We start from the raw sequence: 12,659 nt of genomic DNA, 5'->3' as shown, positions 1-12,659 counted from the left end.
CCGACTACTCCCCGTCCTTCCCAGACAGGACCTGCAGGTGCGCGGGGTCGACCAGTTCGATCCCGCGCTTGCCTGTGCGGTTTACGATCCCGAGCTTTTCGAACTCTCCGAGCTTGCGGCTGACGGTCTCGATCGTGAGGCCAAGCATGTTGGCCATCTCGCCCCGCGTCAGCGGCAATTCGAAGTGCTGCGCCGGATGGCAGGGCGAATCGCTTGCCGCCCGCGCAAAGTCATAGAGCAACGCTGCGAGTCGCGCTTCGGCGCTGCCATGCGCGGTCAGCTCGAGCATGCTGCGCGTATTGTGGAGATCTTCCTGGCTGCGGCGCAGCAAGGCGCGGGCTAGCGCAGGGTAATCTTCCACCGCGCGTTCCATGTCGCGCCGCGCGAACGTGCACAGTTTGCTCTCGGTCAGGGCCACCACGTCGTGGTGAGCGAAGGGCGCGAACATCTCACCGGTGAACCCCGATGGATGGACGAGGGCGAGGATCTGCTCGTCACCGTCGCGATTCGTCGCGCAGACCTTGAGCGCGCCGCTTACGAGCGTGGCGCATGCGGCGTCCTCGTCACCTGCAGCGAAGAGCATCTCTCCGCGCTTGAGAGTGCGCGTGCGTCCGAGCGAGGCCAGGGTGTTGCGCTCGTCCTCGCTCAATACCGAGCAGGCGGCGCTGTCGCGAACAGGGCAACTGGCGCAGGCGAGGTTCATCGCGTCAATCTCCCGCGAAGTTCGGCCAGCACCTGATCCTCCTCCTCGATCATCGCCAGAACTTCCGCGCGCGCCTGGTCGACCGCCTCGCTATCGGCAAAGGTAATCGCTGCTTCGGCATTGAGTCTGTCGAGGTCGCCCAGCGGGATCGCCGCCTGGCTGCGAAGCGATTCGAGGTCGGCCAGCGCGACCTGCGCGCTCGCCCAGCTATTGTCGTTCACGTTGGCGCCAATTGCTGCGGCGACCTGTCTGCGGGCGGAAGGGGCCGCAGCAATGAATCGCTGATGCGCGCTTTGCGCGGCCGCGACCAGTGACGGGATGGTTTCGAGCTCGGATGCAGGCAAGGTGGGCGGAGGCTCCGCCGTGGCCGGGTCCACATCGAACGTACCCGAAACCCGCTCGATATCGCGGATGGCGAGTGACGGATAACGGTCAGCATTCGCCGCGCATCCGCCAAGACAGGCGAATGCGACCAGCGAAGCGACGAGCGAGAGGGGCTTGCAACGCATAATCTCCATGCCACATAGCAGAGAGTGTGCCGGGTGCCAGAGTCTGCAGACTGCAAAATCGCGGCATTGAGCCGTTGACTTGGCGGCAGTCTTCCCTTAACGGCACCCATCTTTCCGGTAGCCCGCCAAAAGGCGGTGCGTCGGACGCGCCCTGTTCAAGAGGATGGGGCACAGCAATAGATTGAGAGTATTACCACCATGTTCGCAGTAGTGCGCACGGGCGGCAAACAATATCGGGTTGCCGCCGGAGACAAGATCGCAGTCGAAAAGCTCGCCGGAGAAGCCGGCGACACCGTGACCCTGGGCGACGTTCTGCTCGCCGGTGAAGGTGACAGCATCGCCGATGCCTCGAAGGTCACCGTTTCGGCGGAGATCATCGCACAGGCCAAGAGCGAAAAGGTTGTCGTTTTCAAGAAGCGTCGCCGTCACAACTATCGTCGCAAGGCCGGTCACCGCCAGCAGATGACGCTGCTGCGGATCACCGACGTGGGCGAAGGCAAGGCCAAGGCTGCGCCGAAGAAGGCTGAAGCCAAGAAGGACGAGGCTCCGAAGAAGGAAGCGGCCAAGAAGGAAGCACCTGCGAAGGGCGCGACCAAGGGCGAAGCCGAAGCCAAGAAGGCTGCGCCGAAGAAGACCGCTGCGACCAAGAAGCCCGCAGAGAAGAAGGCTCCGGCCAAGAAGACCGCCAAGAAGGCGGAAGACAAGAAGTAAGGATTACGGACGATGGCACATAAGAAAGCAGGCGGTTCATCGCGCAACGGTCGCGACTCAGCTGGCCGTCGCCTCGGTGTGAAGAAGTTCGGCAGCCAGGGTGTGGTCGCCGGCAACATCATCGTGCGCCAGCGCGGCACCAAGTTCTATCCGGGCAGCAATGTCGGCATGGGCAAGGATCACACGCTCTTCGCTCTCGAAGACGGCGTGGTGCGATTCCACTCGGGCAAACTCGGCCGCAAATACGTATCCGTGGATGCGATTATGGAAGCAGCCGAATAACCGGACGGTTCGATGACGGGACTGTCCAGACGGGACGGTCCCAGCCGGAATAACCACCGGCAGACTTAGAGGGAGATGGGGCCGACCCGTCTCCCTCTTGTCGTTTCTCCCTCACAAGCTGGCGAAATCCGCTTTCGCCGCAATGCAACTGTCACGCATGATGCCTATCGCGGCATCAATCCCACTGGGGGCGTGGCGATGAGGAGAATGACGATGTTCCATCGCAGCGAAAGACTGCTGTTGAGACCCCCCTGGCCCGAGGATTGGAGCCAGGTGCTCGGCGGAATCGCCGATGAAGGCGTGGTGCGCAATCTTGCGCGCGCGCCGTGGCCCTACAGCGCCGAAGATGCGCGCCAGTTCGTCAAACTTCCTGTCGATCCGATGTACCCGCGTTTCCTCATCACGCGGGCCCGTGACGCGGCGCTCATCGGCTGTATCGGAATCGATCTGACGGAGGGCGAGGTGGAGCTCGGTTACTGGATCGCGCGGCCATACTGGGGACAGGGCTACGCCACCGAGGCCGGACGCGCCGTTCTGGATGTCGCAAGAATGCTGGGTCACGAGCGGATCGTGGCAAGCCATTTCCTCGACAATCCCGCCTCGGGCCGGGTTCTCGCAAAGCTCGGCTTCGAGGCAACTGGACGGGTCGTAAAGCGCCATAGCTGCGGGCGCGGGGAGGAAGCGCCATGCGCCGAATACGAGTTTGACCTCGTGTCGATGCCGGGCGCGGTCCCACAAGCTGCCTGACAAGAGAAAGGCCCCGCGATACGCTCACGGGGCCTTTTTTTGGAGGAATGTTGTCTGGGCCTACTCGGCCGGCATCAGCGCGTCTTCGAACTCGCCTTCGTAGAGATTGATCAGTTCCCGATCGTCGTGATCCCAAGGGTGGAAGCCGGGCTTGAAGTAGGCGAGCCAGGCCGGGAAGATGCGGCGCACCACGCCCGGGCTAACCGTAAGATACTTGAACAGACCCCAGCGCGCCTTCCAGCCGGTGATGCCGTCCTGAGCGAGCAGGTTCATCGAATCGACCCAGCGGTTCTTGAAGAAGCGACCGGTGACCGAGACCATCACGAGGCTGCGGACTTTCCAGCGCTGCCAGGCCGACCAGTCCTTGGTGGCATGGATCCATGTGTCGTAGGCGACGCCCTTGTGCTCGACTTCCTCGACGGCGTGCCAGCGCCACATGTCGCGGACTTCGGGATCCGCGTCCTTGAAATGTTCGGGATTGGCGAGAAACTCATGCGCCATCATCGCGGTGTAATGTTCGAGCGCCATGGTGACTGCGAGATTGGCGATCGCGGGACGATCCTTGGTCAGTTCAAGCATCTCGCGCACACGCTCGTCGATCGCCTTGATATCGTAACCGGCGTTCTCGGCCAGCTTGTTGAAGGCGATGTGTTCGCGCGTGTGGTTGATTTCCTGCCGCACGAAGGCGCGGATTTCGGCCTCCAGCTTGGGCGGAGCGCCTTCGCGATGTGCCTTTACAGCTTCGATGAAGAATGCTTCGCCACGCGGGAAAGTGGCGGAGAGCGCATTGTGCCAGGCGGTGCCGAAGGGCTCACCGGCCCACCAGCGGCTGGGGGTCGATTCGCGATTGAACCGTTCGTCACGAATCGTGATTTCGAGATCGGCGGGAGTGGGACCGTTCGTCGTCGCGGTATCGAGATCGATTTTTGCAGGGGCGTTCACTGGGGGACTCCATTGCGCGTTACTGACATCGTTGTAAGTAGCGCTTACTGACATTGATGTCAATAGTGATGCGCAAGCTATCTCTCGTCCCGATGCAGAAAAGCGAGGCCGAAGACTTCGCGTCCGATCTCGACCCTGTGCCCGGCGGTTTCACGCTCTCCGTCCACCATCAGGTCCATACCCTTCGCTGAACCGTCACCTCCGATCACCTCGCAACGCGCGATTTGCATTTTTCCGAGCTCGTCAAAGGGCCCTTCGCGAAAGTCGCGTGTCGCCATCGCCCAGCCTTGCCCGATCCAGTCGCGTACCGTCTCCAGGGGATATCCGCGCGCCTCGATGGCGCCCTCCTGAAGGGAGAAATGCAGACCCGGATATCCCTTCTCGGTAGGAGGGTCGACAAGCTGCACCAGCACGCCTTGCGCGGCCTCCTCCGCGATGTCGATGCCATCTTTCAGCGCGGCGCCGATCTCATGGTCCCGCATTTCTTCCCGCACGTCGGCCCAGCGCGCGCCAGGGCCAGCGAGGATCTCGGCAAGTGCGGTCAGGGATCCGCAGCGCATACAGTCGCGGGTGGTCTCGGAAAGCTCGCCGCGGGCATACATAGCGGCCAAATCGGCCGCCGAGGATGTCCCATGCATATCGGTGCAAAGCAGATTCTTGGTCCCGCCGGGGAGGGGGAGTGCAGCGCCTTCCCAGCCCTCTTTTTCCAACCTGCCAAGGTAGTTCGACATCGTGCCGTCGCCCGAAAAAACAACCAGTCGGCGGACACCAGCCTGATCCAGCTCCTTTGCACCAGGCAAGTCGACGCTACTGCAATCAAGCGTCTTTACGTCCAGTGAGGAGCCAGAACATAGCGCCGCGCGAACGTCTGCCACTGCCTTTTCAGAATAGCTTCCGCTCGCGCTGTTAACGATCAGCCAAGGGCATTCGTATTCGATCATATCCGACAAACGCTTCACGCGCCGCTACGTTTCAGGTCGCAGCCTCGGCAGAACGCTCGGCCAATGGAATGATTTCAAACGGATTGCGCTTTCGGCAACCCGTCTAAGCCTATTCCGCCGGCATCACCGCATCGGCATAGGGGCTGTCGAGCTTCCCGATCAGCGCGCGGTCATCATGCTTCCACGGGTGGAAGTTCGGAGTGAGGATGGTTGCCCATTCGAAGAACATGCGGCGCATCATGCCCGGTTTCCACCACAGGAAAGCGTAGAGCTTCCACTTGGCCTGGCGGCGGCTGTAACCGTCCTGTTCGAGCAGGCCGATGGCATCGCGAATGCGGTTGCCGAAGTATTTCTTGGTGATGAGTGCGGCGATCAGCGCGCGGGTCTTGTAGCGTTTCCACGCCGACCAGTCGCGCGTCGCGTGAAGCCACACGTCATAGACGAGGCCCTTGTGCTCGATCTCTTCGGTCGCGTGCCAGCGCCACACCTCTGCAGCGACCGGATCGGCGCCTTCCAGATATTCGGGCTTCGCCAGCAGTTGGCGGCTGATGATCGCGGCGAAATGTTCGAGCGCGATGGTGATCGCGAGGTTGAATTCCTTGGGCCGCCCCGCGGTCAGGTCGAGCATCGCCTGGATGCCCTGGTCGATGCTTTCGACATTGTAGCCGTGGTCGCTGACGAGGCGATTGAAGGCGACGTGTTCGCGCGTGTGGTTGATTTCCTGCGTGGTGAACGCCTTGATCTCGCGCGCCAGCTTGGGCGGGATATCATCGCGGAACATGCGCAGGGTATCGATGAAGAAGGCCTCGCCGCGTGGCAGGCTGGCGGATACCGAATTATACCAGGCGGTGGCAACCGGATCGCCGGAGTGCCAGTGGCGCGGTACCATGGCCTTGCGGTCGAAACGCCGGTCGCGCACGATCAGCTCGTGTTCTTCCGGCGTGGCGCTGCTATAGCCTGTCGCAGGGGCATCAAGGCCGCGGTCCGCAACCTTGTCGAGCGTCGTGTTGCGCTCTACGTCCGAAGAAGTTTGATCAGTCACGGCTTAAGAAACTATTAGGCATAAATAATAATGGCAAGTCGCAAGAGGTTAACGCCCGAAGAATCGCGCAGTTCTGCATTGCAGGCGGCCCGTGCACTGTTGATAGAAACAGGGCCGCAGTCGGTCACTTTGAAGGCGGTGGCGGCGCGAATTGGACGCACCCATGCGAACTTGTTGCACCATTTTGGGTCAGCGTCCGGATTGCAGAAAGAACTCGCACGGCACCTCGCCGAAACGGTGTGCGAATCGATCAAGGATGCGGTTCGGGCGAGCCGGGCGGGGCTCGGGAGCCCGCGCGAAGTGGTCGACCTCGCTTTCGATGCGTTCGACAAGGAAGGGGCAGGCGCGCTCGCCAGCTGGATGATCCTGACCGGCAATGAGGATGCGCTCAGCCCGATCGTCGAAACGATCCACGAACTGGTGGACGAGATCGCGCCCGAAGAGGCGGAGACGCACGCGGACCTGATGCGCGTTCACGAGGATACGCTCGCACTGGTGCTGATGGCGATGGGCGATGCGTTGATCGGATCGGCGCTGGCCCGTTCGCTCGGCCTGCCGGAAACTGCGGCGCGCGAGCGCGCTCAGCGGATGCTCGAAAACTCGATCGCGACGTTCACTCCGGCGCAGTAAGCGAGGCGCGCAGCCATTCGGGCGCGAGATCGGGATCGATGTCGCTTACGCGCAGATGATCCACGGCTAGCCCAAGATCCTCGTAGGCGATCTTGCGGCGTTTCTCCTCGGACTTGTCGAGCGGCACCACCAGCAGGCGGCGGTTGGCCTTTTGCCGCCAGTTCATCCGCGCGGTGTTCTCCTGTCCGATGTAGCAGCCCTTGCCGAAGCTGACGCCGTGGAGTTCGACCGCATTGGTCTCCAGCCAGAGGATATCGCCGAGTTCGGCGCGGCCTTCGGGCACTCCCAGCGACAGGCGGTGCGCGCGCCATTCGGCGTCGGCGGGCTCGTCGGTGTCGCTGACCGGTGCAAGCCAGCGCTGTCCAAGTGCGCCAAGGCGCGGGTCGGGCGGAGCGCCATCTCCGAGGTGCCCCTGCCAGTGCACCGCCACATCCGGGTCCACTGCGATCTCGATCTTGCGCCGCAGGCGGTAAAGCGACAGTCGCTTGACCAGCTCTTCGGCCAGGTCTGCCTCGCAATCGATCAGCAAGGTGTCCTTGCCGGAAGGCCAGACGATGAAATCGAAAAGCGCCTTGCCCTGCGCCGTCAACAGCCCGGCGTAGCACGGCAGATCCTGCGTGACGTCGTTGGTGACGAGACCCTGGAGGAACTCGATGACGCTCTCGCTTTCGTCGAGAGGCGAGAGCCGGATGACGGCGCGATCAAATAGGCGTGTTGCGGTCATGTCTGTCACAGTGGGTGTGGCGGCCGGTGTTTACAAGTTGCGATTGCAAGCCTCTCCCATGCCGCGCAATAGGGGCGCATGGCATTGGAACGTCTCGATTTCGACCAGCTCACCTTCTCCGGTGGAGGTATTCGCTGCTTCTGGCACGGCGGATTTCTGTGCGAAATGGAGAAGGAATTCAGGATCGAACCCGAGAGGGTCAGCGGCGTTTCGGGCGGCGCGCTATCGGGGGCTGCCTGGATCGGCGGGCGTGAGGAAACCTTGCGCGAAGTGATGCGCGATGCCTTCGAAGAGAACGAGCGCAATCTCGCGAGGGACAAGTCCAATTTCACGCCGCATCAGGAGATGTATCGTGCCGTGGTCGAGGAAACGCTCGATGCCGAGGCGATGGAGGCGATCGCCAACGGTCCGGCCTTTGAAGTGGCCTTGAGCTGCCCGCCACAATCCGTTCCGCCACGTATCTCCGCGGTGCTCTACGGGTTCGCCTACCAAGCTGAGCAGGCGATCCGGTCGACGCCGCACCTCGAATGGCCCCGCGCGCTCGGCCTTGAGCAATTGCGCGTCGATGCGCGCCGGGCAGCGCGCGAAGGCCACTTGGTCGACCTTATCTGCGCGGCGGCGACAATACCGCCGGTATTCGATGTGCCCGAGTGGGAAGGAGACCGCGTGCTCGACGGCGGAATGACCGACAAGGCGCCTTTACCGAGCGAGGGCGAGGGTCGCACGATGGTGCTGCTGACCCGCCGCTATCGCCACTTGCCGCAGCATCCCGACCGGGCGTATTTCCAGCCGAGTTGTGAAGTGGCGGCGGACAAGATCGACTTCACCGATGCAGACAAGATCGACAAGACCTGGGAGCAGGGCCAGGCCGACGCGCGCGGCTGGTTGGAACTGGACTAGGCCTCCCTAGCCGAGCCGTCGCTCGATCGCTTCGGCCATCATTACGCCAAGCTGCGGTCCTTGTTCGGGATAGAGATAGGGCTCGATCATCTCGGCTTCCATCAGCATAAGCGCGCCGTCATCGCCGCGCACCATGTCGATCCGTGCATAGAGCGGCGTGTCGAAGGGGACCGCGGCGAAGATTCGCTGCGCTGCGGCAAGGTCGGCGGTCGAGGGGGTGAGAGCCTCCTCCGTGCCGCCATAGATCGATTGGACGCGGTAATCTCCGTCGGCAGCGCGCTTCAGCAAGGCATGCGAAAATGCGCCATCTACGAAGAGGAAGGAATATTCCCCCTCGCGAGTGATCTGGTCGAGATAGGGCTGCAGCATCATGGGCTGCTCCATTTTCCATGCCGGATCGAGCGCCCCCGCATGGTGGATCGACTGTCCTTCAGCGCCTGCGCCTACCTGCCGTTTCGCGACTACGGCTTCGCTACCGAACGCATCGAGCGCGCGGACGATATCTTCCGCAGTGGCGCGTTCGAGCCAGATCGTCGGAATCGTCGCCGCGCCGCGCGTAGCCAGATCCTTCAAATAAGTCTTGCGCGCATTCCAGCGCACCAGAGCGGCAGGATTGCAGACCTGACGCCCGGAACCCTCCAGCGCGTCGAGCTTCCCAAGAAATTCCGCCTCGGCATCCTGGTAGTCCCACGGCGTACCGACCAGCACGAGCGGGAAATCGACAAACGCCTCGATCGGTGCGCGCCAGTCGATCTCCGTCAGAGCCATGCCGCGCTCCTCCATTGCAGGACGCAGCGCTGCCACCTGCATGTCGTGCTCATAAGCGTCTTCGCGTCTGCGATCCGAACCTGGATGCGTGCCGGGGCATGTGAGGAAACCGATTTGCATGGGGTGAGCCTCTAGAGCCGCGAATGCCGACTGGAAAGATGCCGCGCGCAGGCTTACAGGAAGCCGCGATGACACAGACGCTGACGATCCGCCGCCCCGATGATTGGCACCTCCATTTGCGCGACGAAGCCATGTTGCGCGACGTGGTCGGTTATACCGCGCGGCAGTTTGCCCGCGCCATCGTCATGCCCAACCTCTCGCCGCCCGTAACCACCGCGGATGCAGCGCGCGCCTATCGTGAGCGTATTCTGGCTGCGGTTCCTGCAGGTCTCGACTTCACGCCACTGATGACCTGCTACCTCACCGACGACACCGATCCCGAAGATCTGGCGCGCGGCGCGGCAGAAGGCGTGTTCACCGCGGTCAAACTCTACCCCGCCAACGCGACCACCAATTCGGCGCACGGCGTAAGCGATGTGGAACGGATTTATCCCGTGTTCGAGCGCATGGCCGAGGACGGCATCGTGCTGTGCGTGCACGGCGAAGTGACCGACAGCGATATCGACGTATTCGACCGCGAGGCCGAGTTCATCGAGCGGCACCTGAAGCCGATCACGCAGACTTTCCCGGGATTGAAGGTGGTGTTCGAACACATCACCACCAGCGATGCGGTGGAATTCGTCAAGGCTTCGGGCGACAAGGTTGCAGCGACGATCACGCCGCAGCACCTTCATATCAATCGCAACGCCATGCTGGTCGGCGGTATCCAGCCGCATAATTATTGCCTGCCTGTGGCCAAGCGAGAGACGCATCGGCTTGCCCTGCGCAAGGCTGCGACTTCTGGCTCTCCGAAGTTCTTCCTCGGCACCGACAGCGCGCCGCACACGCGCGGTGCGAAGGAGCAGGCCTGCGGCTGCGCGGGCATATTTAACGCGCCTTATGCGCTCGAGAGCTATCTTGCCGTGTTCGAGGAAGAGGGCGCGCTCGACCGTTTCGAAGGCTTCGCCTCGCTCCACGGTCCGGCGTTCTACGGTCTGCCGGTCAATGACGAGACGATTACGCTCGAGAAGGCGGAGGTCACGGTTCCCGAAACGCTCGACCTGTCCGCATCGCAGGACGTCATCGTGCCCTTCCACGCCGGGCAGACGCTCGGCTGGCGGATCGCGAGCTAGCCTGCAGCGGCTAGGCGCGCGCGGCGCTGCGCCAGCAAATCCCAGGCAAAGATAGCCACCGCGCACCAGATCAGGGCGAAGCAGATCGCTTGCGCGGGCTTGAGCTCTTCCCCGAACACGGTGAGCCCCAGAACGAAGACGATCGTCGGCGCGAGGAACTGCGTGAAGCCGAGCGTCGAATAGTCCATGCGGCGCGCCGCCACGGCAAACATCAGCAGCGGGATCGCGGTGACGAAGCCGCCCAGCACGATCAGCAGGCTGAGGCTCGGCGAGACGAAGAAGGACGAACCGGCAGGACTTGCGGCATACCACCAGGCCACGCCCGCCGCCGGAAGCAGCAAGATGGCGCTTTCGATCGTCAGGCCGGGGAGTGATCCCACCGCAACCTGCTTCCGCAACAGGCCGTATGTGCCGAAGGAGAAGGCGAGGGTGAGGCTGATCCACAGCGTCGTCACAGCCCCGGCCGCCAGGACGGCAATACCGCACATCGCGAGCGCGACGGCGAGCCATTGACGCCGCGACAAACGCTCTCCCAGCACCAGTGTGCCGAGCAAGACGTTGACCAGCGGGTTGATGTAATAGCCCAGGCTCGCCGCATAGACATGGCCGTTCTGGATCGCCCAGATATAGACCAGCCAGTTGGTCCCGACGAGCAATGCGCTCGCCGTAAGCACCTTGAGCGACCTCACGTCGCTCATGGCGCTGAGCAGATCGGGCATCTGCTTGCGGAACAGGACGATGACGAGGCAGATCGGCAGCGTCCAGATGATGCGCCAGCCGACGAACTCGAATGGGGGGACGGCTGCCACCAGGATCAGGTAGAGCGGCATGAAGCCCCAGATCAGGTAGGCCCCGATAGCGGCCGGTAGTCCCGATGGTTGCGATTCGTCTGGCTGTGCGCTCATCGCCTGCCCCTAGGCCGAGCGATAATCGCGGGCAAGCGCGGTGATTTTTCACGGCTCGTCGATGAAAACCACTCTTCTCGTCGCAGCTTTATTTTCCTGACTGGCATGTTGCATGCCGTTCAGGTTTCCGTGCGTATAGCTGAACACACCCAATCGGAGGCAGGTGGTGACCGTCTCCAAAACACTAAGGATAAACCCCATGACGCGCATTCTCACCAAGACCGCTCTTGTAAGCACCTTCACCGGCCTCGGCCTCGCTTTTGCGAGCCCCGCCGCCGCCGCCGATATCGCACCGCAGGTCTCGCACACGCAGACCGCGAGCACGCTCGGCGACATGAGCTTCGAGCACAAGCGCAAGCGTCACAAGCGTCACTACCGCGACGATTATCGTTACAGCGACCGCGGTCACCGCGCGCGCTATTACGACGAACCGGTCTATCGTGATACGCGCATCTGGCGCGCCAATGACGGCCGCTACTATTGCCGCAAGCGTGACGGAACCACCGGTCTGCTGATCGGTGCCGGCGTCGGCGGCCTGATCGGCCACGAAGTCGCCGGTCGCGGCGGAGATCGGACGCTGGGTGCCATTCTCGGCGCTGCGGGCGGGGCGATCCTCGGCCGTGCGATCGACCGGTCGGACTCGCGCTGCCGCTAAGCGGCACTCGGGTCGCTCAACCAAATCAACGACTTGGGCCAACCCACCATTGGTCCTTGCGTGACCACCACCAGGTCACGGAAAGCGCTCCTGTGCCTTCGGGCGAGGGGCGCTTTCTTCGTTGGGGCTGTGTTGGAGCGCGCGAAGCGTGAAGGCAAAATTAACCCTGATCGACGATGGAGGGGCGATGATCGGGGCATTTTGCCCTGAACCGATGATGAGGTCTCGAAGCGCGCGATCATGACCGGCAGTCGTACCCTAGATTGCGCCGTCCTGGCGCTGATGGTCGCTGCTTGCGACGGGGAGGTGCGCGAGCCGGTCGCGGCGACCGAGCCGGATCCGATGGTTCAGCAGGCGCTCAACGACCGGCTGATGACCGATCCCGATCTCGCTTTCACGAACGAGGCCAATGCCGCGCTGACTGTCAGCTTCGACCATTCGATCCCGCCGATCGACGCTGGGCCTGAAGCTTTGGCGTTGGTGCGGGAAGAAGCGCGCATCCGCATGCTCGAAGGGGGAGATGTGCTGGATTTGCCTGCGGGCATAAAAGCTGCCCGTCCGGCGTCGTTGGCGAAGGAAATGACAGCGAAAGAACGCGCTGCGCTACTACCAGCGGCCCGAGGCTGTGCCGGTTCGCTGGCCAATTCGGCCATCTGGGCGGCGCGGCTACCTGCCTTTGCCGAGATCGTTCCACGTGGCGCGGTGGTCGAGGGGGCAGGAACGGATAGAGCGCAATGTCGCCTGCGGGTGGTGACCTATCGAACACCGCTTCCGCCAGAAGAAGCGCTGCAATTCCACTTCACGCTGTTCGACCGTGCCGGGCTGAAGCCGCGCCACCTTGCGCTGAGCGAGACGGAGAACGCGCTTCTTGGTGACAGGCAGGGCGCTCAGGCGAGAATCCACGCGCGTGTGATCGCAGGCGGCCTCACCGAAGTCGATATCGTTACATTGGAGCGGAGCTGAGCGCT

At 62.8% G+C, this 12,659-nt stretch carries 16 protein-coding genes; 8 read left to right on the top strand and 8 right to left on the bottom strand.

The window, feature by feature from the left end; translation table 11 throughout:
* Positions 1-4: 4 nt before the first annotated feature.
* Both CCE89_RS01815 and CCE89_RS01810 read right to left on the bottom strand, forming a co-directional pair.
* Complete coding sequence (locus CCE89_RS01815; protein WP_086436323.1) at positions 5-703, bottom strand: Crp/Fnr family transcriptional regulator; 699 nt, start codon at positions 701-703, stop codon at positions 5-7.
* Positions 700-1,212 carry a hypothetical protein gene (locus CCE89_RS01810; RefSeq protein ID WP_143255934.1) on the bottom strand — a complete coding sequence of 171 codons (513 nt, stop codon included), beginning with the start codon at positions 1,210-1,212 and terminating at the stop codon, positions 700-702. The genes CCE89_RS01815 and CCE89_RS01810 overlap by 4 nt, the downstream gene beginning before the upstream one ends.
* Positions 1,213-1,410: 198 nt before the next feature.
* Here CCE89_RS01810 and rplU point away from each other — a divergent pair, with 198 nt between their 5' ends.
* The 3 genes from rplU to CCE89_RS01795 all read left to right on the top strand — a co-directional run bounded on the left by rplU (position 1,411) and on the right by CCE89_RS01795 (position 2,952).
* The gene (rplU, locus tag CCE89_RS01805; protein ID WP_086436321.1) at positions 1,411-1,923 is read left to right on the top strand and encodes a 50S ribosomal protein L21; all 513 of its coding nucleotides are present in this window, start codon (positions 1,411-1,413) and stop codon (positions 1,921-1,923) included.
* A gap of 12 nt (positions 1,924-1,935) precedes the next feature.
* The gene (rpmA, locus tag CCE89_RS01800; protein ID WP_086436320.1) at positions 1,936-2,205 is read left to right on the top strand and encodes a 50S ribosomal protein L27; all 270 of its coding nucleotides are present in this window, start codon (positions 1,936-1,938) and stop codon (positions 2,203-2,205) included.
* Between the two features lie 213 nt (positions 2,206-2,418).
* Positions 2,419-2,952: a GNAT family N-acetyltransferase gene (locus CCE89_RS01795; protein WP_086436319.1), complete on the top strand. Its 534-nt coding sequence runs from the start codon at positions 2,419-2,421 to the stop codon at positions 2,950-2,952.
* A 60-nt stretch (positions 2,953-3,012) separates the two neighbouring features.
* On the opposite strand, the gene CCE89_RS01790 is transcribed toward CCE89_RS01795, so the two are convergent.
* The 3 genes from CCE89_RS01790 to CCE89_RS01780 all read right to left on the bottom strand — a co-directional run bounded on the left by CCE89_RS01790 (position 3,013) and on the right by CCE89_RS01780 (position 5,877).
* Positions 3,013-3,894 carry a metal-dependent hydrolase gene (locus tag CCE89_RS01790; protein ID WP_234989886.1) on the bottom strand — a complete coding sequence of 294 codons (882 nt, stop codon included), beginning with the start codon at positions 3,892-3,894 and terminating at the stop codon, positions 3,013-3,015.
* Positions 3,895-3,971: 77 nt separating this feature from the next.
* On the bottom strand, positions 3,972-4,835 hold the full coding sequence (locus tag CCE89_RS01785) for a diacylglycerol kinase family protein (protein ID WP_086436317.1): 864 nt from the start codon (positions 4,833-4,835) through the stop codon (positions 3,972-3,974).
* Positions 4,836-4,944: 109 nt separating this feature from the next.
* A complete protein-coding gene (locus CCE89_RS01780) occupies positions 4,945-5,877 on the bottom strand; it encodes a metal-dependent hydrolase (RefSeq protein ID WP_234989885.1) in 933 nt (310 codons plus the stop codon).
* A 30-nt stretch (positions 5,878-5,907) separates the two neighbouring features.
* Between CCE89_RS01780 and CCE89_RS01775 the strand changes: the two genes are divergently transcribed.
* Positions 5,908-6,507 (top strand): TetR/AcrR family transcriptional regulator, encoded by a 600-nt coding sequence (locus CCE89_RS01775; protein WP_086436316.1) that lies wholly within the window; start codon positions 5,908-5,910, stop codon positions 6,505-6,507.
* On the opposite strand, the gene ygfZ is transcribed toward CCE89_RS01775, so the two are convergent.
* On the bottom strand, positions 6,491-7,231 hold the full coding sequence (gene ygfZ, locus CCE89_RS01770) for a CAF17-like 4Fe-4S cluster assembly/insertion protein YgfZ (protein WP_086436947.1): 741 nt from the start codon (positions 7,229-7,231) through the stop codon (positions 6,491-6,493). The two genes, CCE89_RS01775 and ygfZ, sit on opposite strands and share 17 nt — an antisense overlap.
* A gap of 78 nt (positions 7,232-7,309) precedes the next feature.
* Between ygfZ and CCE89_RS01765 the strand changes: the two genes are divergently transcribed.
* A complete protein-coding gene (locus CCE89_RS01765) occupies positions 7,310-8,131 on the top strand; it encodes a patatin-like phospholipase family protein (RefSeq protein ID WP_086436315.1) in 822 nt (273 codons plus the stop codon).
* Positions 8,132-8,137: 6 nt separating this feature from the next.
* Here CCE89_RS01765 and CCE89_RS01760 read toward each other — a convergent pair whose 3' ends face one another.
* Complete coding sequence (locus tag CCE89_RS01760) at positions 8,138-9,019, bottom strand: ATP-grasp domain-containing protein (RefSeq protein ID WP_086436314.1); 882 nt, start codon at positions 9,017-9,019, stop codon at positions 8,138-8,140.
* A 68-nt stretch (positions 9,020-9,087) separates the two neighbouring features.
* Between CCE89_RS01760 and pyrC the strand changes: the two genes are divergently transcribed.
* Positions 9,088-10,131, top strand: coding sequence for a dihydroorotase (pyrC, locus tag CCE89_RS01755; RefSeq protein WP_086436946.1), 1,044 nt, complete (start codon positions 9,088-9,090; stop codon positions 10,129-10,131).
* Here the strand turns inward: pyrC and rarD are convergent.
* The gene (gene rarD / locus CCE89_RS01750) at positions 10,128-11,036 is read right to left on the bottom strand and encodes an EamA family transporter RarD (RefSeq protein WP_086436313.1); all 909 of its coding nucleotides are present in this window, start codon (positions 11,034-11,036) and stop codon (positions 10,128-10,130) included. The two genes, pyrC and rarD, sit on opposite strands and share 4 nt — an antisense overlap.
* Before the next feature lie 199 nt (positions 11,037-11,235).
* Between rarD and CCE89_RS01745 the strand changes: the two genes are divergently transcribed.
* Both CCE89_RS01745 and CCE89_RS01740 read left to right on the top strand, forming a co-directional pair.
* Positions 11,236-11,691: a glycine zipper 2TM domain-containing protein gene (locus tag CCE89_RS01745; protein ID WP_234989884.1), complete on the top strand. Its 456-nt coding sequence runs from the start codon at positions 11,236-11,238 to the stop codon at positions 11,689-11,691.
* A 240-nt stretch (positions 11,692-11,931) separates the two neighbouring features.
* Positions 11,932-12,654 carry a hypothetical protein gene (locus CCE89_RS01740; RefSeq protein ID WP_143255933.1) on the top strand — a complete coding sequence of 241 codons (723 nt, stop codon included), beginning with the start codon at positions 11,932-11,934 and terminating at the stop codon, positions 12,652-12,654.
* Positions 12,655-12,659: the final 5 nt, after the last annotated feature.

This window comes from Altererythrobacter xiamenensis (assembly GCF_900177715.1).
GTDB classification, from domain to species: domain Bacteria; phylum Pseudomonadota; class Alphaproteobacteria; order Sphingomonadales; family Sphingomonadaceae; genus Erythrobacter; species Erythrobacter xiamenensis.
This window is presented reverse-complemented; position numbering and strand designations above follow the sequence as displayed.